The sequence below is a fragment of the Burkholderia sp. 572 genome, assembly GCF_040545135.1.
GTDB classification, from domain to species: domain Bacteria; phylum Pseudomonadota; class Gammaproteobacteria; order Burkholderiales; family Burkholderiaceae; genus Burkholderia; species Burkholderia cepacia.
The window spans coordinates 58234-78397 of the sequence record NZ_JBEPLH010000020.1 but is presented as its reverse complement, the minus strand read 5'-3'; the positions used below and the strand labels follow the sequence as shown (position 1 = coordinate 78397).

16 protein-coding genes are annotated in these 20164 nt (G+C 66.4%); 4 read left to right on the top strand and 12 right to left on the bottom strand.

Annotated features, from left to right (window positions below; translation table 11 throughout):
- Positions 1–82 precede the first annotated feature (82 nt).
- From ABIC51_RS30845 to ABIC51_RS30800, 10 genes are all read right to left on the bottom strand, one after another.
- A complete protein-coding gene (locus tag ABIC51_RS30845; RefSeq protein ID WP_027789725.1) occupies positions 83–946 on the bottom strand; it encodes a glycine betaine ABC transporter substrate-binding protein in 864 nt (287 codons plus the stop codon).
- Between the two features lie 134 nt (positions 947–1080).
- Positions 1081–2229: an FAD-binding oxidoreductase gene (locus ABIC51_RS30840; RefSeq protein WP_060349665.1), complete on the bottom strand. Its 1149-nt coding sequence runs from the start codon at positions 2227–2229 to the stop codon at positions 1081–1083.
- Between the two features lie 26 nt (positions 2230–2255).
- Positions 2256–3497, bottom strand: coding sequence for an aromatic ring-hydroxylating oxygenase subunit alpha (locus ABIC51_RS30835; RefSeq protein WP_146254166.1), 1242 nt, complete (start codon positions 3495–3497; stop codon positions 2256–2258).
- A 52-nt stretch (positions 3498–3549) separates the two neighbouring features.
- Positions 3550–4335, bottom strand: a complete 786-nt coding sequence (locus tag ABIC51_RS30830; protein WP_059525208.1) for an electron transfer flavoprotein subunit beta/FixA family protein — start codon at positions 4333–4335, stop codon at positions 3550–3552.
- Positions 4332–5501 (bottom strand): electron transfer flavoprotein subunit alpha/FixB family protein, encoded by a 1170-nt coding sequence (locus tag ABIC51_RS30825; RefSeq protein ID WP_175897694.1) that lies wholly within the window; start codon positions 5499–5501, stop codon positions 4332–4334. Before ABIC51_RS30825 ends, ABIC51_RS30830 begins: the two co-directional genes overlap by 4 nt.
- Before the next feature lie 4 nt (positions 5502–5505).
- On the bottom strand, positions 5506–7431 hold the full coding sequence (locus ABIC51_RS30820) for a (Fe-S)-binding protein (RefSeq protein ID WP_027789729.1): 1926 nt from the start codon (positions 7429–7431) through the stop codon (positions 5506–5508).
- Positions 7432–7434: 3 nt separating this feature from the next.
- Positions 7435–9498 carry an NADH:flavin oxidoreductase gene (locus ABIC51_RS30815; protein WP_021160633.1) on the bottom strand — a complete coding sequence of 688 codons (2064 nt, stop codon included), beginning with the start codon at positions 9496–9498 and terminating at the stop codon, positions 7435–7437.
- Between the two features lie 60 nt (positions 9499–9558).
- On the bottom strand, positions 9559–10092 hold the full coding sequence (locus tag ABIC51_RS30810; RefSeq protein ID WP_175897695.1) for a DUF5943 domain-containing protein: 534 nt from the start codon (positions 10090–10092) through the stop codon (positions 9559–9561).
- A 142-nt stretch (positions 10093–10234) separates the two neighbouring features.
- Positions 10235–11206 (bottom strand): dipeptidase, encoded by a 972-nt coding sequence (locus tag ABIC51_RS30805; RefSeq protein WP_027789731.1) that lies wholly within the window; start codon positions 11204–11206, stop codon positions 10235–10237.
- A 31-nt stretch (positions 11207–11237) separates the two neighbouring features.
- The gene (locus tag ABIC51_RS30800) at positions 11238–12512 is read right to left on the bottom strand and encodes a serine hydroxymethyltransferase (protein WP_354006764.1); all 1275 of its coding nucleotides are present in this window, start codon (positions 12510–12512) and stop codon (positions 11238–11240) included.
- Between the two features lie 445 nt (positions 12513–12957).
- Here ABIC51_RS30800 and ABIC51_RS30795 point away from each other — a divergent pair, with 445 nt between their 5' ends.
- Positions 12958–13983, top strand: coding sequence for a GlxA family transcriptional regulator (locus ABIC51_RS30795; RefSeq protein WP_027789733.1), 1026 nt, complete (start codon positions 12958–12960; stop codon positions 13981–13983).
- Positions 13984–14042: 59 nt separating this feature from the next.
- On the opposite strand, the gene ABIC51_RS30790 is transcribed toward ABIC51_RS30795, so the two are convergent.
- On the bottom strand, positions 14043–15455 hold the full coding sequence (locus ABIC51_RS30790; protein WP_060358261.1) for a discoidin domain-containing protein: 1413 nt from the start codon (positions 15453–15455) through the stop codon (positions 14043–14045).
- Positions 15456–15724: 269 nt separating this feature from the next.
- On the opposite strand from ABIC51_RS30790, the gene ABIC51_RS30785 reads away from it, so the two are divergent.
- From ABIC51_RS30785 to ABIC51_RS30775, 3 genes are all read left to right on the top strand, one after another.
- Entirely contained in the window at positions 15725–17146 is a 1422-nt protein-coding gene (locus ABIC51_RS30785; RefSeq protein ID WP_301764840.1) for an aminotransferase-like domain-containing protein, read from the top strand.
- A 264-nt stretch (positions 17147–17410) separates the two neighbouring features.
- Positions 17411–18178 carry a hypothetical protein gene (locus tag ABIC51_RS30780; protein ID WP_354006763.1) on the top strand — a complete coding sequence of 256 codons (768 nt, stop codon included), beginning with the start codon at positions 17411–17413 and terminating at the stop codon, positions 18176–18178.
- 153 nt (positions 18179–18331) lie between these two features.
- Complete coding sequence (locus tag ABIC51_RS30775) at positions 18332–19219, top strand: DMT family transporter (RefSeq protein ID WP_321907751.1); 888 nt, start codon at positions 18332–18334, stop codon at positions 19217–19219.
- On the opposite strand, the gene ABIC51_RS30770 is transcribed toward ABIC51_RS30775, so the two are convergent.
- The gene (locus tag ABIC51_RS30770) at positions 19208–20122 is read right to left on the bottom strand and encodes a LysR substrate-binding domain-containing protein (protein WP_354006762.1); all 915 of its coding nucleotides are present in this window, start codon (positions 20120–20122) and stop codon (positions 19208–19210) included. The genes ABIC51_RS30775 and ABIC51_RS30770 overlap by 12 nt on opposite strands.
- Positions 20123–20164: the final 42 nt, after the last annotated feature.

Sequence of the window (20164 nt, the reverse complement as noted above, 5' to 3'; positions counted from 1 at the left end):
ATCGCAGTGCAATTATTTCGCTATCCTGCTGATCAATCCCGGACTGTCTCTTCGTCTATTTATTGCGGCGAATCGTCGCGGCTTACTGCACGCCTTCCGTCCACGAATTCACGCGATCCGCATGCGCTGCAATCCATGCATCGGCAGCCGCTTCCGGCTTCGAGCCGTTCTGGATCGCAAGCATCACGCTGTCGATCTCGCCCGGCTTCCACTGGAATTTTTTCAGGAACGCGACGACCGGCTTGGCCTTCGTTTCGAGCTGCGGGTTCACGACACTGTCGACGTGCTCCGCGCCGCCGAACACCTTCTTCGGATCCTCGAGGAAGCGCAGCTTCCACTTCGCGAACATCCAGTGCGGCGCCCAGCCGGTCACGATCACCGGCTTGTTCGCGCCGACCGAGCGCGACAGCTCGGCCGTCATCGCGCTGCCCGAGCTCGGCATCAGCGTGTAGTTCAGGCCGTAGTTCTTGATCGCTTCGTCGGTCTTGCGCATCACGCCCGCGCCCGCATCGATGCCGACGATCCGGCCGCCGAAGCTGCCTTTTTCGGCATTCAGGTCGTCGATGCTCTTCGCCTTCACGTAGTCGGGGACGATCAGGCCGATCTTCGCGTCGGGAAAGTTCGCGCCGAGGTCGACGACCTTGGTCTTGTACTCGCCCCAGTAGGAACCGTGCGTGACGGGCAGCCACGCGGACAGCGTCGCGTCGAGATCGCCGCGCGCGACGCCTTGCCACATGATGCCGGCAGCGACCGGCACGAGCTTCACCTCATAACCGAGTTTCTTCTCGATCACGCGCGCCGCGACGTTCGACGTCGCAACGCTGTCGTCCCAGCCTTCGACGTAACCGATCTTCAGCGTGGGCTTCGTATCGGCGAGCGCCGATGCGCTCAGTGCCACCATCGCCGACAGTGCGCCGGTCCACATCAGTTTTCCGAACAGCTTCATGGTCGATCTCCTTGAAATGCGCACCGTGCGCGTTGTCTCTCTAGGTTCTTCAACCACAAATCCGCGGTATCGTTGTTTTCCGACGGATGCTTGTCCGGACGCGACGCGCCCGGACAGCCGATGGCGAGTTTCGACTACTTGTCGATCACGAGATCCGACAGCGGCTTGCTGCAGCACAGCAGCACCATCCCCTGGTCGATCTCGCGCTGGCGGATGCCGCCGTTGTGCTTCATTTCAACCTGCCCCGACACGAGCTTCACCTTGCAGGTGCCGCACATGCCCTGCGTGCACGAGGCCGGCAGCCGCACGCCGGACTGGCGCGCCGCGTCCAGCACGTGCTGCTCCGAGCCGCATGAAATCTCGCGATTGCTCTTTGCGAAGCTGACCGTGTACTGCTTCGTATCGGTGTCGGCGCCTTCGGCCGGCGGGGCGAGATCGGCGAGCAGCTCGTCGCTTGCGGTCTGCGCGAGCGTTTCGAACGAGAAGCTCTCTTCGTGATACTGCTTGCGATCGAAACCGGCTTCGTCGAGCAGGTCGCGCACGGCCTTCATGTACGGCGCGGGGCCGCACGTGAAGATCTCGCGCTCCATGAAATCCGGTGCGATCAGCTTCAGCAGCGGCAGCGTCAGGAAGCCCGTGACGCCCGGCCAGTTGGTGCGCGCGCCGACGCGCTCGACGACGAACGACGTGCGGAAATTCGTGTGGTTCGACGCGATCAGGTCGAGCTCGCGCGCGAAGATGATGTCGTCCGGCGTGCGTGCGCTGTGCACGAACAGGATGTCGCGATCCTCGGCGAGATCGTGGTGCGCGCGGCTCATCGACATCAGCGGCGTGACGCCCGAGCCCGCCGACAGGAACAGGTACTTGCGCGCCGGATGTCGTGCGCACGTGAATTCGCCGGCCGGGCCGAGCACGCGCACCGGTGCGCCCGGCTGCAGGTTGTCGTGCAGCCAGTTCGACACCTTGCCGCCCGGCACGCGCTTCACCGTGATCGACACCGTGTGCGGCCGCGCGGGCGACGACGAGATCGTGTAGCAGCGGTTGATCGTTTCGCCGTCGATGTCGAGTTCGAGCGTGAGGAACTGCCCGGGCTCGAACGAGAACGAGCGGCCCTGCGGCGAACGGAAGAAGAAACTCTTCACGTCGTGCGTTTCCTGCCGCACGTGGCAGCACACCAGCGTTTCCTCGACGTCGCTCGTCCAGCGCTCGGGAAGGGCGCTCCAGAACGCCGGGCGTGTGACCCGGCTGTCCGTCGGCTCGAAGTTGGCCGCATCTCGCATCATCTGTAACTCCGCTTCAGTGCTGGGTACTACGCGCCGGTTTTTTCGGCGAGCCGGCCGATGTACCAGGCCGAGAATTTTTCGACGAGACCTTCCGTGAACGGCGAATACGGGCCCGGCTCGTACGCGCTGCTGGCCGCGCCGCGCTGCGAGAACTCGACGAGCGCGCGATCCTGGTCGTTCGTGGCGTTCCACACGGCCGTGAGGTTCTTCACGTCGTAGTCGATGCCTTCCTTCGCGTCCTTGTGCACGAGCCACTTCGTGCGCACGAGCGTCTTGCCGGCCGACAGCGGGATCACCGAGAACGTCACGATGTGATCGCTCATGAAGTGGTGCCACGAGTTCGGCTGCGTCCAGAACGACAGCCCGCCGAGGTCGGCCTTATCGAAGCCGCCGAGCAGCTTCTTCGACGCGACCTTCGCATCGAGCGTCTGCGATTCGCCGTGGCGATCGAGCGGCAGGCGCTGCGTGCGGAAACCCGTCACGTCGAGCAGCTTCTCGATCTCGGCGGACGGCAGGCCCATCTCGGCCCACTCCTTGCCGCGCCGCACGCAGGTTTCCGCAAACGCATCCATGCCTTCCGCGTTGGCGTCGGAACGCTGGTAGCCGAAACCGTATTCGTACAGCGAGATGGTGAGCTCCGGATGGTTCGCGACGCAGTGATAGCACTCGCGGTTGTTCTCCATCGTGAGCTTCCAGTTGCCTTCCTCGATGATGTCGATCTGCGCGGCGATCTTCGTGTTCGGCAGGTCGTGCGGCAGCAGGTACGGCTCCATCTCGGCGCGCAGCTGCGCGAAATCGACCGGCGGCTCTTCGGCGAGGCAGATGAAGATCAGGCCGGCGAGGTTCTCGACGTGGACCGACTTCAGGCTGTGCTTGCAGCGGTCGAACTTCTCGCCCATGTGCTCGGCGAACATCAGCTGGCCCGTCAGGTTGTAGGTCCAGCTGTGGTACGGGCACACGATGTTGCCGACCGAGCCCTTGTCCTCGTTGCACAGGCGCGCGCCGCGGTGACGGCACACGTTGTGGAACGCGCGGATCGCCATGTCGTCGTCACGCACGATCAGGATCGAATCGCTTCCCAGTTCCACGGTCACGTAGTCGCCCGGCTCGGGAATGTCCGGCTCGACCGCCACCTGGATCCAGTGCTGGCGGAAAATCGCCTCCATGTCGAGCGCGAAGATGTCCTCGCTCGTGTAGAACGGCGCTTCGAGGCTATAACCTTCCTTGCGCCGCTCGATCAATGCACGAATGTCTGCCGATACTTTCATCGTTTGCTCCGGATTCCTTGCATCCCTGGGTTCTTGCCGACAGGCATCAAAATCAGTAGTCGATGAGCTGATGCTCGCGCAAATACGCGAGGATCACTTGTGCTTTTTCGACCGAACTCCCTTCATTTACGACGTTGCCGCCACGGCTTTCGGTCGTCGTCGCGGACAGCATCCGGGCATGCCCGGAGCGCTTCTCGGCGGCGACCAGCTTTACGGGTTTACGCTCGACCGGGCCGACCGTCCACGCGGCCGCGTCGGCGTCCGCGCCGGGCGCCGCGAGCGCGGGCCGGATCGCGCCGGCGCGCAGCCGCGCATACGCATAACGCGGCTCGGCATTCGCGAGCGGATGGACGGCGACGACGGCCGGCAGTGCCGCGTCCACGCGGCGTCGCAGCCCTTTCGGCAAAAATTGCCGGACCGCCGCACGGCCGCCTTCGACCGTCACGTCGACGGCCGAGCCGACCAGCGGATAGCCGAGCGCCGCGGCGATGCGATACGGCAGCATGCCGGTGTCGTACGCGCCCTCGGCGCGTGTGCCGGTCAGCACGAGGTCGTAGCCGTCGATACGCGCGGCGAGCGCATGCACGGCATCGTCGCCGTCGCGGCAGGCCAGCACCTCGACCTCCCGCGCGCCGAGCGCGAGATATTCGGCAAGCGCCGCGTTCGCGGGATCGCCCGCATGGATCACGTCGAGCTTCGCGCGATGCCGCTCGGCGAGCTGGCGGCCGGTTTCGAGCGCGGCCGCGTCATTGCGGCTGTAGCGCGCGACGCCGCTGACCGGATGACGGCCGACGGACACGAGCACCGCGATGCGTTGCAAGGGGCGGGGGGCGTTCATGCGGCGACTCCTTCCGGTTCACGGGTGCCGACCGCGGCCGGCGATTCTCCACGCGCGGCGCGCGCGGCCTGCACCTGCTCGATCAGCGCGGCGATCGTCGCCTGCGCATCGCCCACCACCGTCAGGTTCGCGCGTTTCGCGATCGGTGCGCTGCCGTCGAGGTTCACCGCGATCACGTGGCGGCAGTCCTTGATCCCCTGCAGGTGCTGCACCGCGCCCGAGATGCCGAACGCGATGTACACGCTCGCCTCGACCGTCTTGCCGGTCGCGCCGACCTGCTTGTCGCGCGTGAAGTGACCGTTGTCGACCGCGACGCGGCTCGCGCCGATCGCCGCACCGAACACGCCGGCCAGCCGCTCGAACGCGCCGATGTCGGATACGCCGTTGCCGGCCGACACGATGAAATCGGCTTCCTCGAGCGCGACCTGGGCCGCGTCGATTTCATCGAGGCCGAGATCGCGATACGGCTGCGCGGCGTCATGGGCCGAGTGGATGAAGTCGGCGGCGAGACGCTCGCCCGCGCCGACGAACGGCAGCTTCGCGTCGACCGCGTTCTGCGCGAGCAGGATCACGTCGGGCAGCGCACGGGTGGCAAAGGCGCGCCCGGCCTGCGCATACGCGCCGACATGCTTCGCGTCGATCTCGACGACATGGGTCGCGACGCTCGCGCCGGCGGCCGCCGCGTAGCGCCGGCCGAGATCGCCGTCGCCCGTCGCGTTGTCGGGCACGAACACGTGTTTCGGCGCGAGCGCGGCCACACAGGCCTGCAATGCTTGCAGTTCGCTTTCGGGATCGAACGTGCGGCGATCGAAGCCGGTCAACTCGAGCAGCTTGTCGACGCCCAGTTCGGCCACGTCGTCCTTCAGTTCGCCGAACGCGAGCAGCGCGACTTCGGTCCGCGCATCGGCGAGCAATGCGGCGGCGGCGATCGCCTGCCGCGAATGATCGTCGAGCGCGCCACGTTCACCGTGCGCCACCACCAGCATCACGTGCTTCGGGTCCTGCACCGCGCGGCGCGGCTTCGCGGCCGCTGCGCCGTGACCGTGCGCCGACCAGTGCGCGGCGCTCGCATCGGCGCTGCCTTCCTCGCCGAGCGTGATGCGCTTCAGGCCCGCGGCCGTGATGATGAACGGCCGGCGCGGATCGATTCGTTTGATCGTGTTCATCGATTCACTCCAGCGAGGCGGCGACGAGTTCGGCCACGTCGAGCACGTCGGGGCGCGGGCCCACGACGCCTTCGAGCATCGCCGTGCAGTTCGGGCATGCAACCGCGACCACGTCTGCGCCGATCGTGCGCGCGTCGGCGATGCGGATGTCGGGAATGCGCTGCTTGCCGGGTATGTCGGTCAGCGGCGCACCGCCGCCACCGCCGCAGCAGCGGCCGCGCATGCCGTTGCGCTCCATCTCGACGACCTGGATGCCGATCGTCTTCAGCAGCTTGCGCGGCGCTTCCGTCTCGCCGTTGTAGCGGCCGAGGTAGCACGGGTCGTGATACGTGGTGCGCTTCTCGCTCAATGCTTCGACGGCCTTCGGCGCGATCTTGCCGCTGTCGGCCAGTTCGGCGAGATACGTCGTGTGATGCTTGACCGTCACGCGCAGCCCGAGCGCACGGTATTCGTTGCGCAGGCTGTGCATCACGTGCGGGTCGGCCGTCACGATCTGCTTGTACGACAGCGTGCCGAGCGTGCCGATCAGGCGCTTCGCCATCTGCTGGAACGTCGCTTCGTCGCCGAGCCGGCGGGCAACGTCGCCCGTGTCGGTCTCGGTCGAGCCGAGCACCGCGTAGTCGACGCCCGCCTTGTTCAGCACCTTGACGAACGCGCGCAGCGTGCGCTGGTAGCGCATGTCGAACGCGCCCTCACCCGCGACGAACAGCACGTCGACCGGCTTGCCGGGCTGCGCGACGGGCGCGCTCAGGTCGACCGACCAGTCGTAGCGCGCGGCCGTGTCGTAGCCGCCCATCGTGCCCGTCTCGCGCAGGTTCGCGAGCACTTCCTGGCCCTTGCCGGGCACCGTGCCGTGCACCAGCGTGCGGTTGCGGCGCATGTCGACGATCGCGTCGACGTGCTCGATCAGCATCGGGCATTCCTGCACGCATGCGCGGCAGGTCGTGCACGACCACAGCGTCTGCTCCTCGATCAGGCCGGACACGATCGGGCCGTTCGGCTCGCCGCGATGCTGGCCGACCGCGAGGCCCGGCGAAGGACTGCCCGCGTACGCCGCATCGGTGCCGCCCGCCATCCCGACCACGAGATCCTGGATCAGCTTCTTCGGGTTCAGCGGCTGGCCCGACGCAAACGCGGGGCACGCGGCTTCGCACTTGCCGCACTGCACGCACGCGTCGAAGCTCAGCAGCTGGTTCCAGCGGAATTCGACCGGCTTCTCGACGCCGTACTCCTGATGCTCGATGTCCGGCAGCTTCAGCGCGGTCGGCGGCGTGGCCGTGCCGTTGCCCGTGAACGATTCACGGGTGGCCGCGAAGCGCTCCTGGCGCGGGTGGAAGGCAAGGTGCAGCAGGCCGGCGATCGCATGCTTCATCGGGCCGCCCTTCGCGGCGCCGACCGTCATCGTGAATGCGCCGACGCCGATCAGCAGCGCGCAGAGCACCGCGAACGCGCCCGACATCGCGCCGGTCGGCACCAGCATGAACAGCACGAGGCCGAGCGCGAACGAGCCGAGCAGCCAGGGCAGCGTATTCCACGGGCCTTTCGACAACCGTGCGGGCACGTCCTTCGCCGCGCGCCGGCGCCACACGAACACCGCACCGACCAGCATCGCGAGCGCCGCGAGGAAGATCAGCTTGTCGAGCCACGGCGAGTAGATCGCGAGGCCGTAGTTGATGAACACCAGCGCAAGCGCGCCGATCGCGCCGCCGGCCGTCGCGACGTGGGTCTTCGCGATGTACGGATCGCGGGCGACCACGTGGTGCAGGTCGACGAAATAACGCTTCGGGATCGCGAACAGGTTCGCGACACCGAATGCGCCGGGCGCCGTGGCGCGGCCGAGCCGCCAGTAGGACGAACGCTTCGCGACCGCGAACGCGAGCCCCGCCACCGACAGCCACAACAGGGCGGTAATGAGGAAGGACGGGTTCATCTTTTAGAAATCCTTCACGAGACGCAGCGAGTCGTAGATCGCACCGTGGACGTTGTGCATCGAGATGCAGTCGCCGACACGGAACAGCAGGAAACGGCCGTTGCCGAGTTCTTCCGACAGGCACGGCTGCGGCTCGGCCGCGAACAGCGTGTGCGGATCGATCTGGCCGCGGTTCACCGATTCCGGCTTGAGCTTCCAGTACAGCTCGTCGTTCGGCGACGAACCGTTCTCGATCACCACCTGGTCGACGGCACGCTCTTCGAGTTCTTCCGTGTACTCGTTGCGCAGCACGGCGATCAGCTTGCCGTCCTCTTCATAGACGCGATCGAGCATCGTGTTCGGCGTCGGGATCACGCCGAACGCATACAGGCGGCGATAGAAGATCGGGAACGTCGTGCCGCCGCAATCGTCGGCGACCTTCACGTCCGGCGTGACGACCTCGACCTTCGAGCCGCGGCTCGCCATGAAGTCGGCCACGCCCGCACCGGCATGCGTGCTCACGCCGTCGAACAGCAGCACGTTCTGCTTCGGCTCGACCTTGCCGGTCAGGATGTCCCACGAGCTGACGGCGAGGCCCTCGGCCACGCCCCAGCCCGGCACCTGCCACGTGAAGCTCGACCCGCCCGTCGCGAGCACGACGATGTCCGGCTTCTCGGCCATGATCATCTTCTCGTCGGCGGCCACGCCGAGGCGGCGATCGACGCCGAGGCGCTTCGTTTCCATGTCGAACCAGCGGATGATCCCCGACATCTGTTCGCGCTGCGGCGCCTTCGCGGCGATCATCACCTGGCCGCCCACTTCGGCATTCTTCTCGAACAGCACCACGTCGTGGCCGCGCAGCTTCGCGACACGCGCTGCCTCGAGGCCCGCCGGGCCCGCGCCGACCACCACGACCTTGCGCTTCGGGCCGCGCGACTTCTCGATGATGTGCGGCATCGTCGCTTCGCGCGACGTCGCGGCGTTTTGAATACACAGCACGTCGAGGCCGTTGTACTGGCGGTCGATGCAGTAGTTCGCGCCGACGCACTGCTTGATTTCGTCTTCACGACCGTCGCGGATCTTGATCACCATGTGCGGATCGGCGATCTGCGCGCGCGTCATGCCGACCAGGTCGATCATGCCGGTCGCGAGCAGTCGCTCGGCCTGGCCCGCGTCGCGGATGCTCTGCGCGTGCATCACCGGAATCTTCACGACCGACTTGATGCCGGCCGCGAGGTGCACGAACGGCTCCGGCGGCAGTGCCATCGGCGGCATGCAGTTGGCGATCGTGTTGTGCGTATCGCCGCCCGATCCGACCACGCTCAGGTAGTCGATCAGGCCCGTCTCCGACATCGCCTGCGCGATTTCCTTCAGCGCTTCGTGATCGAGGCCGTCCTCGTGGAATTCGTCGCCGCACATGCGCAGGCCGACGCAGAAATCCTTGCCGACCGCCTCGCGCACGGCCGTCAGCACCTCGATGCCGAAGCGCAGGCGGTTTTCCAGGCTGCCGCCCCATTCGTCGGTACGGTGGTTCGAACGCTTGCTCCAGAACTGGTCGATCAGGTGCTGGTGGGCGGCCGAGATTTCGATGCCATCCATGCCGGCCGCCTTCACGCGCTTCGCGGCCGCCGCGAAATCGCCGATGATGCGGCGGATTTCCTCGATCTCGATGATCTTCGCGTTACCGCGGTGCACGGGTTCGCGCACGCCTGACGGCGACATCAGGTGCGGCCAGTGCTCGCCGTGGAACGACGAGCGGCGGCCCATGTGCGTCGCCTGGATCATGATCTTCGCGCCGTGCTTGTGCATCGTGTCGGCAAGACGCGTGAGCGGATCGATGATCTTGTCGGTCGACAGGTTCACCGATTTCCACCAGCCTTGCGGGCTGTCGATCGACACCGGGCTCGACCCGCCGCAGATCGCGAGGCCGACGCCACCCTTCGCCTTCTCTTCGTAGTAGCGGATATAGCGGTCGCCCGGCAGGCCGCCCGGCTCGGCATACACCTCCGCATGCGCGGTGCTGACGATCCGGTTGCGCAGCGTCAGCTGGTTCAGCTGCATGGGTTTGAACAGGTGGGGATAACGCATCGCTGGCGACCTCTGGCGTTCGAATGTCTCGTGTTGCGGGTGTTGTTCTGTAGCGGTGAATCAGTGCGCGATCGGCGACACTTCGAAGACGCAGTGGTCGTGATGCTCGGCCGCGCACTGCACTTCCTTCGATTGCGCACGCGGTGCGCCCTTGCCTTCCTGCGTCGTGTCGTTGACCCAGTCCATCGCGCCGGCGAACCAGCCCGCGAACATGTAGCAGAGCTTGCCTTCCTTGCCCGGCTGCTGGAGCACGAACGACGAGTGGCGCAGCTCGATCTTCGCGCGCGCGCCGGCCGGATCGGCCTCGATGATCGAGAACAGGCCCCAGCCGCGCTGCGACAGGCGCTTCAGGTAGTGCTCGAACACGGCCATGCCGGTCAGGCCGTGCAGCTTCGCTTCCTTGTCGCACCAGTGGTAAGCGGACTTGTAGCCGGCCTTGTAGAGGATCTCGGCATAGGCTTCGACGCCGAGCGCTTCCTCGACCGCGACGTGGTTGTTCGTGAAGAAGTGACGCGGCACGTACAGCATCGGCAGCGCGTCGGTGGTCCAGACGCCGGTATCGGGATCGACGTTGATCGGCAGTTGCGGTTGCATCGTGGTGACTCCGTGAGGAAATGGGTCGCGCGGCTCAATGCGCGGGCGCGACATCGTCCGCGTGCCCGCGCGGCTTGCGCGGGCACGTCCCGATTTTTGTTGTTGAATCGCTGCGGGTGAGGCGGTCCGGCGTTCGCGGCGCTTACGCGCCCCACACGTCCTTGAACACGCGCACCCAGTTCTCGCCCATGATCTTGCGGATGCGCGACTCCTTCCAGCCGTGGCGTTCCATCGCGGCAGTCAGGTTCGGGAATTCGCCGATCGTGCGGATGCCGTCGGGGTTGATCACCTTGCCGAAGTTCGTCAGCTGGCGATAACGGCCCTTGTCATGCGTCAGCATGTCGAAGAATTCCTTCGCGTAGTCCTGCGTGAAATCCGTGCCGATGCCGACCGCGTCCTCGCCGATCAGGTTCACGACGTAGTCGATCGCCTCGATGTAGTCGTCGATGTTCGCCTCGATCCCGCGCTTCAGGAACGGCGCGAACATCGTCACGCCGACGAAGCCGCCCGCGTCGGCGATCTCCTTCAGCTGTTCGTCGCTCTTGTTGCGCGGATGCTCCTTCAGGCCCGACGGCAGGCAGTGCGAATAGCACACCGGCTTCTTCGAGAAGGCGATCGCTTCCGACGACGTGTTGCCGCCCACATGCGACAGGTCGACCATGATGCCGACGCGGTTCATCTCGGTGATCACTTCGCGGCCGAAGTCCGACAGGCCGCCGTCACGCTCGTAGCAGCCGGTGCCGACCAGGTTCTGCGTGTTGTAGCAGAGCTGCACGACGCGCACGCCCATGTCGGCGAACGCCTCGATGTAGCCGATGTTGTCCTCGAACGCATGCGCGTTCTGGAAGCCGAGGATCACGCCGGTCTTGTCTTCCTTCTTCGCGCGGAAGATGTCTTCCGTCGTGCGCACCAGCGTCAGCAGCTCGCTGTTGTCGCGGATCTTCTTCTTCATCACGCCGATGTTGTCGACGGTCTTCGTGAAGTTCTCCCAGACCGACACCGTGCAGTTCGCGGCCGTGATGCCGCCGCGGCGCATGTCTTCGAACACCGGCTTCTCGAACTTCGAGATGTTCAGACCGTCGATGATGATGCTGTCTTGATGCAGCGTGCCCATGAGTGGCTCCAGTATTGTCGGGTCGGTCGGATCAGTAGATCGGGAAGCGTTCGCACAACGCGAAGATCTCGCGGCGCACGCGCTGTTCGGTGGCGTGGTCGCCTTCCGGGTTCGCGCGCAGCGCGTCGAACACTTCCAGGATCAGGCGGCCCACCTCGCGGAACTCCGCGACGCCGAAGCCGCGCGTCGTGCCGGCCGGCGTGCCGAGGCGGATGCCCGACGTGACGGTCGGCTTCTCGGTGTCGAACGGAATGCCGTTCTTGTTGCAGGTGATGCCCGCGCGCTCCAGCGCCTGTTCGACCGGCGCACCCTTCAGGCCCTTCGGGCGCAGGTCGACCAGCAGCAGGTGGTTGTCGGTGCCGCCGGTGACGAGATCGACGCCGCCCGCCTTCAGCACTTCGCCGAGCGCCTGGGCGTTCGCGAGCACGTTGTCGATGTAGGTCTTGAAGTCCGCATGCAGTACTTCGCCGAACGCCACCGCCTTGCCGGCGATCACGTGCATCAGCGGGCCGCCCTGCAGGCCGGGGAACACGGCCGAGTTGATCTTCTTCGCGATGTCCTCGTCGTTGGTCAGCACGAAGCCGCCGCGCGGGCCGCGCAGCGTCTTGTGGGTGGTCGACGTGACGACGTGCGCATGCTCGACCGGGTTCGCGTGGCGGCCCGCGGCGATCACGCCGGCGATGTGCGCCATGTCGACCATCAGCTTCGCGCCGACGCTGTCGGCGATCGCGCGGAAGCGCGCGAAGTCGAGCGCGCGCGGGTATGCCGAGAAGCCGGCGATGATCAGGTTCGGCTTGTGTTCGTGTGCGAGCGCTTCGACCTGGTCGTAGTCGATCAGCATCGTGTCGCGGTTCACGCCGTACTGGACCGCGTTGAACCACTTGCCCGACAGCGCCGGCTTCGCGCCGTGCGTCAGGTGGCCGCCGGCATCCAGCGACATGCCGAGCACCGTGTCACCCGGCTTGGCCAGCGCGAGCATGACCGAACCGTTCGCCTGCGCGCCCGAGTGCGGCTGCACGTTCGCATAACCGGCATTGAAGATCTTCTTGACGCGCTCGATCGCCAGCGCCTCGACTTCGTCCGCGAACTCGCAGCCACCGTAGTAGCGCTTGCCGGGATAACCTTCCGCGTACTTGTTGGTCAGCACCGAGCCCTGCACCTCGAGCACGGCACGCGACACGATGTTTTCCGACGCGATCAGCTCGACCTGCGACTGCTGACGCTCGAGTTCCTTCAGGATGGCGCTGCGCACCGGCGCGTCGCGCTCGGCAAGGGACTGCGAGAAGAAAGGCTGGGTGTTCGACATAGTGCGTCCGTGACGAAGAATAAGGGGCTGAAACCGAAGCTCAAGGCCCGCCCTGCCTGGGTTTCCCGCTCGTCCCGTACAAGGCTGCCGACGGCTCTATTCTTGTCGTTCGGATTTTCGGCGGATTGATGAATTTAGACGCGTTCTTTGCCTTTTCCGCCATCCGCGTCCGTTTTATACAAGTGACCGGTCGTGCTTTTTCGGATGACCAAGCAAATCGCCGTCGGCGGTTCACCTGTGAACAGGCACGCCGGCGGTGCGATTGCCGCCCGGTCGGGGTGCACTGCCTCACGAATACGGTGCAGTGCAGCATGCGGCTTTCAGCCATACAACGTATGGAGCTAGGGTTTAGCCGTATGGCACGCTTGTTGCGCTGGCTCACACAATACCGCAGCCCGATCCGTGCCCCGGGCCTATAGCTATTAGAGATTTCAGGAAGCTCCCCATGTCCCCCGACCGCACAGCGTCGCTGTCCCACTTCGCGTTCATGCCGTTACCGAATTTCACGATGATCGCGTTCACCAATGCGATCGAGGTGCTTCGGATGGCGAACTACCTGAGCGGCCAGCCGCTCTACCGCTGGTCGGTCATCAGCCCGGAAGGCGGCCCGGTCACCGCGAGCAACGGCCTGACGGTCGATACGGGCCCGGCCGAATGCGTGGGGCAGCCCGACATCGTGTTCGTGTGCGGCGGCGTCGACGTGCAACGCGCGACCACGCCCGCCCATCTGTCGACGCTGCGCCGCTTCGCACGCGCGGGCATCCCGCTCGGCAGCCTGTGCACGGGCACCTATGCGCTCGCGAAGTCGGGGCTGCTCGCGGGCTACGCATGCGCGATCCACTGGGAGAACATGTCGGCGCTGAAGGAGGAGTTTCCGGATACGCGCTTCCTGAAGGAACTGTTCGTGATCGACCGCGACCGCATCACGTGCACGGGCGGCGTCGCGCCGCTCGACATGATGCTGAACCTGATCGCCGCACGCGTGGGCACCGCGCGCGTCACGCAGATCGCCGAGCAGTTCATCGTCGAACACGTGCGCGACACGAGCGCGCAGCAACGCATGCCGCTCGTCGCGCGCCTCGGCTCGGCGAACAAGTCGCTGTTCGAAGTGATCTCGCTGATGGAGAACAACATCGAGGAGCCGCTGTCGCGCGAGGAGCTCGCGCGGCTCGCGAACATGTCGCAGCGGCAACTGCAGCGCCTGTTCCGCGAACACCTCGGCATGACGCCGACGCACTACTACCTGACGCTGCGGCTGCGCCGCGCGCGCGAACTGCTGCTGCAGACCGACATGTCGATCATGCACATCACGATGGCGTGCGGGTTCCAGTCGGCGTGCCATTTCAGCAAGAGCTATCGCGACGCGTTCGGCGTCGCGCCGACAAGGGAGCGCCGCAAGCAGGTCGCGCCGCTCGCGCAAGGCGCGGCGAGCGCCGGCCCGGCCTTCCCGGCGCATGTACTGCATGCGTGAGCGTCGCTATGATCGACGCATGAAAAAAACGGCCTCGAAGGCCGTTTTTTCTTATGCGCTTACGATCCCCACACCTGCATTTCGTACAGCGAGTAACCCCACTGCGTCGCGCGCTTCGTGCCGAGCATCCGCACGTAACGACCGCTGCCGTTGAGATTCGGCAGCGTGACGTGGGTATATGAACCGCCGTTGCTCGTCGAATAGATCGTCGTCCAGTTGGCGTTGTCGTTCGACGTCTGGATCTGATAAGCGAGCGCGCCCGCATCCCAGTACAGATCGACGTGATCGATGCGCTTCACCGCGCCGAGATCCACGGAGATCCATTGCGAACCGACACCGGCGCCTTCCGGCGAATCCCAGCGCGTGCCCGTGGTGTTGCCGTCGAACGCCTTGTCCGGCGTGAGCGACGCGTTGTAGCTCGCCGACGCAGCGGCCGGATGCCCCTGCGACAGCAGCACCGGCTGCGCGGCGGCCGGGCCGCCGTAATAGCTCGCCCCGAGCTTGGCCTTCGTCGTGTCGGCATTCACGCCGAACTGCGACAGGCTCCAGCGCTGGCCGGTCGTCACGTCACCGACGTAGAGCTGATAACCGCCCGCCGTCGTCGACGAGAAGAACACGTAGTTCGTGCCGTTCACCGGTGCCGGATCCGAGTTGTTGCTCACGCAGTCGTTGATCGGCAACGCGTTCGGCGTCGACGCCGGGTCCGCGGTCTTCGTATAGATCTGGTCGGCCTGGCCGCTGTCTTTCCAGCGCGCGTAGAACACCATGCCGTCCGCACGCACGATCGGGTAGTACGTCTGCAGCCCGGCCGGATTGTCGAACGTCGCGGTCGCGCCGGTCGCGAGCGTGCGCTTCATCAGCCCCATGTTCGCGCCGGTGCCCGTCGCGTAGTACACGGCGCTCGAATCGGGCGCGAGATACGGCATCGAGTATTCGGCGCCTGCCGGCGCGTTCGTCAGGCTCACGACCGACGTGAACGCCGGGCCCGCGCTCGTGTACGACAGCGTCGCCTGCTTGACGTCGCCGTTCTGCTTGAACACGAGCGTCTTGCCGTCGGCGCTGAACTTCGGATCCTCGTTGCGCGTGGCGCCCGTGCTGTTCGTGAGGTTGACGGGCGGCGTGCCGGCGCCGAGCTGCAGCATGAACACGTTCCATGCGCCGTTGCTGATGCCCATGAACGCGAGCCACTTGCCGTCGGGGCTGAACACGCCGTTCATCGGATCGGTGATACCCCACGTGCTCTTGCTCAGTTGCGTCAGCGTATGGGCCGAAAAGTCGTAGAGGAACAGCTGGCTCGTGCCGTCGCCGTACTTCACGTAGCTGTGGTAGACGAGCTTGCCGGTCAGTGCGGCGGGGAACGTCGCGTTCGGCTGGGCGGCGGGATTGCTGATGCAGGCGGCCGTTGCGATGCCGCTCGACAGGTTGAGGGCGATGCCGGCCATGAGGCCGGCGACGAGAGTCTTCAATTTCACGCTGAATGATTCCGGGCAAGGTTGTGACGCCGCAGAAAAGGTCCCGCGCAGGATGTGCGCGGGCCAGGAATCCGCCGTCGGGCAGCGTCGATTCCGGTCGGTCGGACATCGGGAACGCAGATTGCTCGAGAGCATGCCGGCTTGTCAGACGAAAGAAAAGAATCAGAGCCCGGCAAAAACATGCGGATCAGCAATTGGGGGCGCGCTTGCACGCGACGGGTGCCGTGCTACTCTTTTTCGGCAAGGCCCCGATCGGGCGGAGGGCTGGCATGAAGCGATACGCTGTGCTCGCACGAACGATCGCCGACGCAATCCACCGCGGCGACCTGCCGCCCGGTGCGCGCATCCCCACCGTGCGCATGGCCTGCCGCGTGTATGGCGTGAGCCCGTCCACCGTGTTTCGCGCGTACTACGCGCTCGAAGGCGAGGGTCTGATCGTCGCGCGGGCCCGATCCGGTTATTTCGTTGCGAACCTCGAAGACAAACGCGTGCGGTTCGCCCACGATCCGCCGCGCAAGCCGGCCGCCGAACCAACCGGCGACGACGATGTGCTGTTCCGCCTGCTCGACTCGCTCAAACGCGACGAGATCGTTCCGCTCGGCTCGGCCTTCGCCAGCTATTCCCTGTTTCCGATGAGCAGCCTGTGGCGCGCGATGGCGTCGGCGGCCCGCAACATGGATCGCACGACGCTGCTGTCCGGCTTGCCGCCCGGCTACGACACGCTGCGCCGCCAGATCGCGCTGCGCTACCTGAACGCAGGCGCGGCGTTGCCGATGGACGAGATCGTCATCACGACCGGCGCGCTCGACGCGCTGACGCTCAGCCTGCAGGCACTGACCCGCCCGGGCGATATCGTCGCGATCGAGCGACCGGCATTCCACGCGGCCCTCGAGGCCGTGCAGCGCCTGCACCTGAAGGCCGTCGAGATTCCGGTCGATCCGCGCACCGGCCTCGATCTCGATGCGCTCGAAACGGCGCTCGATACGCATCCGGTGCGGGCATGCTGGTTCATGACGTCGTTCCACAACCCGACCGGCGCGACGCTGACCGACGAGCGCAAGCGCGAGCTGATCGACCTGCTCACCGCGCGCGGCGTGCCGCTGATCGAGGATGACGTCTATGGCGAGCTGCATTTCGGAACGGCACCCACGCGCCCGGCCAAACTGTATGACGACAGCGGGCTCGTCCTGCATTGCGGTTCGTTCTCGAAATGCCTCGCGCCCGGGTTCCGGATCGGCTGGGTCGCGGCCGGACGCTACGTGCGGCAGATCCGTCAGGCAAGAGGCGCGAGCGCGCCGGCGGCCGACGTGCCCGCGCAGATGGCGATTTCGAACTACCTGCGCGACGGTGCGTACGACCGCTTCCTGCGCAAGCTGCGCCGCAATCTCGCCGCGCACCAGGCGCAGATGCTGGCGGCCGTGCAGACGTATTTCCCGGACGGCACCGAAGTGTTCGCGCCGCACGGCGGGTATTTCCTGTGGATCGAACTGCCGCCGCGCGTCGATACGATGCACCTGTTCGACGATGCGATGGAAAACGGCGTCAGCATCGCGCCGGGGCCGATCTTTTCCGCAACCGGCGGATTCCGCCGCTATCTTCGGCTCAATTACGGCCGGCCGTGGACACCGGCCGTCGAGCACGCGATGGAGACCATCGGGACGCTCGCGGCCCGGCAGCGGCAGGACGGTTAGCACGAAACGTGCACGTCGCGATGCTCCTTTTTGCGCATTGCGTTTCACACGCAGGCGACCAAGAATGAAGCGGAAGGTAACCGCGGAAGAACGTGCTCCGCTCACCCGACGTCACGGAGAATCCCATGAGCACCGCATGTGCACGACCGTCGACGATGCACGCGCCGCCGGATTCCGGCACGGGCCGATCGGTTGCCTTGCAGGAAAGCATCATGTCGACCGGCGAACGTTCGCCTCGTTGACGGCGCCTGCCCGCTTCCGGCGATGCGAGTCCTGCCCAATCGGACGTTCCGCGCACGCGACGACTGGCGCGCGATCCTGAACGCGCGAGCCGACGCGCGGCGCACTGCCGGCTGCCGCTGCAGGGAATGCGGCTTCGTGGCCTTCCGCGCGCTCGAGCACTGCCCCGTTTGCGGCCAGTGGAACTGGCCGTTCGATCCGGTTCGCCGCACGCCGGACGACGCGCGCACCACGCACGCGGTGCAGCGCTTCGATACGTGGTCGTCGCGCGTCGCGCGGACGCTTCGCAACGCGGCGTTCCGGCGGCCGCGCGCATCGAGCGCGCCGATCCTGAGCATCCTGACGCTCGTGCTGCTGGTCGGCGGCTACGTGATGGTCGACCGGACGTGCAATGCCGATCCGGTCTGTCGCGGCTCGAACATATCGGGCGCGACGGCGAGCGATGCGGGTGCGTACGTGTCGAACGATCCCGTGCTGCCGGTCCTGCCGGCGCCCGCCTATCCGTTTCATTCGACTGATGGAACCCAGGTGGCGGCCGCGCGACAGCGCAGCCCGGATGTCGGCGAAGCCGCCCAGACCACAGTCGCGCGCGCCGCGCCGGCCATCCGTGCACCCGATCGGCCGCGTGCCGCCACCACGGTTCGGGTCGCCGACCTGAAAGCCGGTCGCAATGCCGCGCATCGCGCCCGCGCATTCCACCGAGTGAGCGCGCACACCGCACACACCGCGCGGGCGCGACGCACCACCACCGCCAGCAATACGCAACTCGCCCAGCTCTATCGCGGCCACTGAGTGCGCACGCTTGCGTCGATTCATTTTTCTAAACCGCCCCTCGCAAAACCTCGTTTGCGCCGCGACGCACGCGTGACGTTCAATGGGTCATTCGCCCGCGCCGGCGCGTATCGCGTTCCGGCCGCTCACTCGATCCACCGAACGGAGTCGTCGATGAATGCACTACAGCTCGTGACCCTTGCTGCCATCTGGGGCGCGTCCTTCCTGTTCATGCGCATGGGTGCACCGGAATTCGGCGTGGTCCCGCTGATCGCGCTGCGCGTCGCGATCGCGGCCGTGCTGTTGTCGCCGGTGCTGCGCAACGCGCAGGCGCGACAGGAATTCCGCTCGCACGTCGTGCCGCTGTTCGTCGTCGGCATCACGAACTCGGCGCTGCCGTTCTGCCTGCTGACCTACGCGGCGCTGTTCGTGACGGCCGGCACCGATTCGATCCTGAATGCGACGACACCGTTGTGGACCGCGATCGTCGCATTCGCATGGCTGCGTACACCGCTGACGAAACCCCAGGCGATCGGCCTCGCGCTGGGCTTCGCCGGTGTCGTCGTGCTCGCCGGCTCCGCGGTCGGCGCCGGCACGCCCGGCGCACCGCGTGCGATCGCCGCCGCGATGCTTGCGACGCTGTCGTACGGGTTCGCCGCGCATTACTCGAAGCGCAAGCTGGCGAATGTCAGGCCGTTCGTGTCGGCGTTCGGCAGCCAGTTGTTCGCGGCGGTCGCGCTCGTGCCGCTCGCGCTGCCGATGTGGCCGCACGGCCCCGTTCACGCGTCCGCGTGGATCGCGGTGGTGCTGCTCGGCGCGATCTGCACGGCCGTCGCCTACCTGCTGTATTTCGGGCTGATCCGCAATGCGGGCGCGCAATATGCGGCGTCGGTCACGTTCCTGATCCCGATCTTCGGTGTCGTATGGGGCGCGATCTTCCTGCACGAGACGATCACCGCGCAGACGGTCGCCGGGTGCGCGATCATCCTGCTCGGCACCGCGCTCGCAACCGGCAAGCTCAAGGGGTTCGCGGCCGCCGCCGTGCGCGGGTCACGCCAGTAGATCGCGCGGGCCGTCGCCGCCACCGCCGATCTCGCTCGCGAGCCAGTCGCGGAACGCGGCGATCTTCCACTCGTGCCGGCGCGCTTCGCTGCACACGACGTAATAGGACAACTCGGTCGGCCAGGGCCGCGCGAGCACGCGCACCAGCCGGCCGGCCGCGACTTCGTCCCGCGCGTAGATGTCGCGCACCAGCGCCATGCCCTGCCCGGCGACCGCCGCCTTGATCAGCAGCGCATCCTCGCTGAAGCTCGCGCCGCGCGGCGCACGGGCATCCTCGATTCCCTGCGCGCGCAGCCACAGCGCCCAGTCGGCGCGGTCCGCGTCCTGCAACAGCGGATACGACAGGCAGTCGGCCGGCGTGGCGATCGGGCGGGCGGGATCGAGCAGTTGCGGGCTGCAGACGGGCCACAGCTCGGGTGTCCAGATGCGGAACGATGCATGCCCGGGATAATGGCCCAACCCGTGCCGGATCGCGACGTCGACATAGTCGCGACGCAGGTCGACCAGTTGCGCGCGTGTTTCGACGGTGATTTCGATTTCGGGGTATGCGGCATTGAACGCGCCGAGGCGCTGCACGAGCCACGTGTTCGCGAAGGAGGCGGTGGTCGTCACGGCGAGGCGGACGATGCGCCGATTGGCACCGTGCACGTTCGCCCACGCGGCCTCGATCTCGTTGAAGCCGCCGGCGAGCTGATCGAACAGCGCGCGACCCGTGCCGGTCAGCTCGAGCTCGCGGCCGGTGCGCTCGAACAGGCGCACGGCAAGGCGATCCTCGAGATTGCGGACATGCTGGCTGACGGCGCCCGGCGAAATGCAGAGCTGGTCGGCCGCCTGCTTCATGCTGGCGCAGCGCGCCACTTCGACGAACGTGTGCAACGCGGCGAGGGGAAGTGACTTGGCCATTCGTGGATTCGGCGCCGGGCGGCCGCGATGGAGTCGGGAACG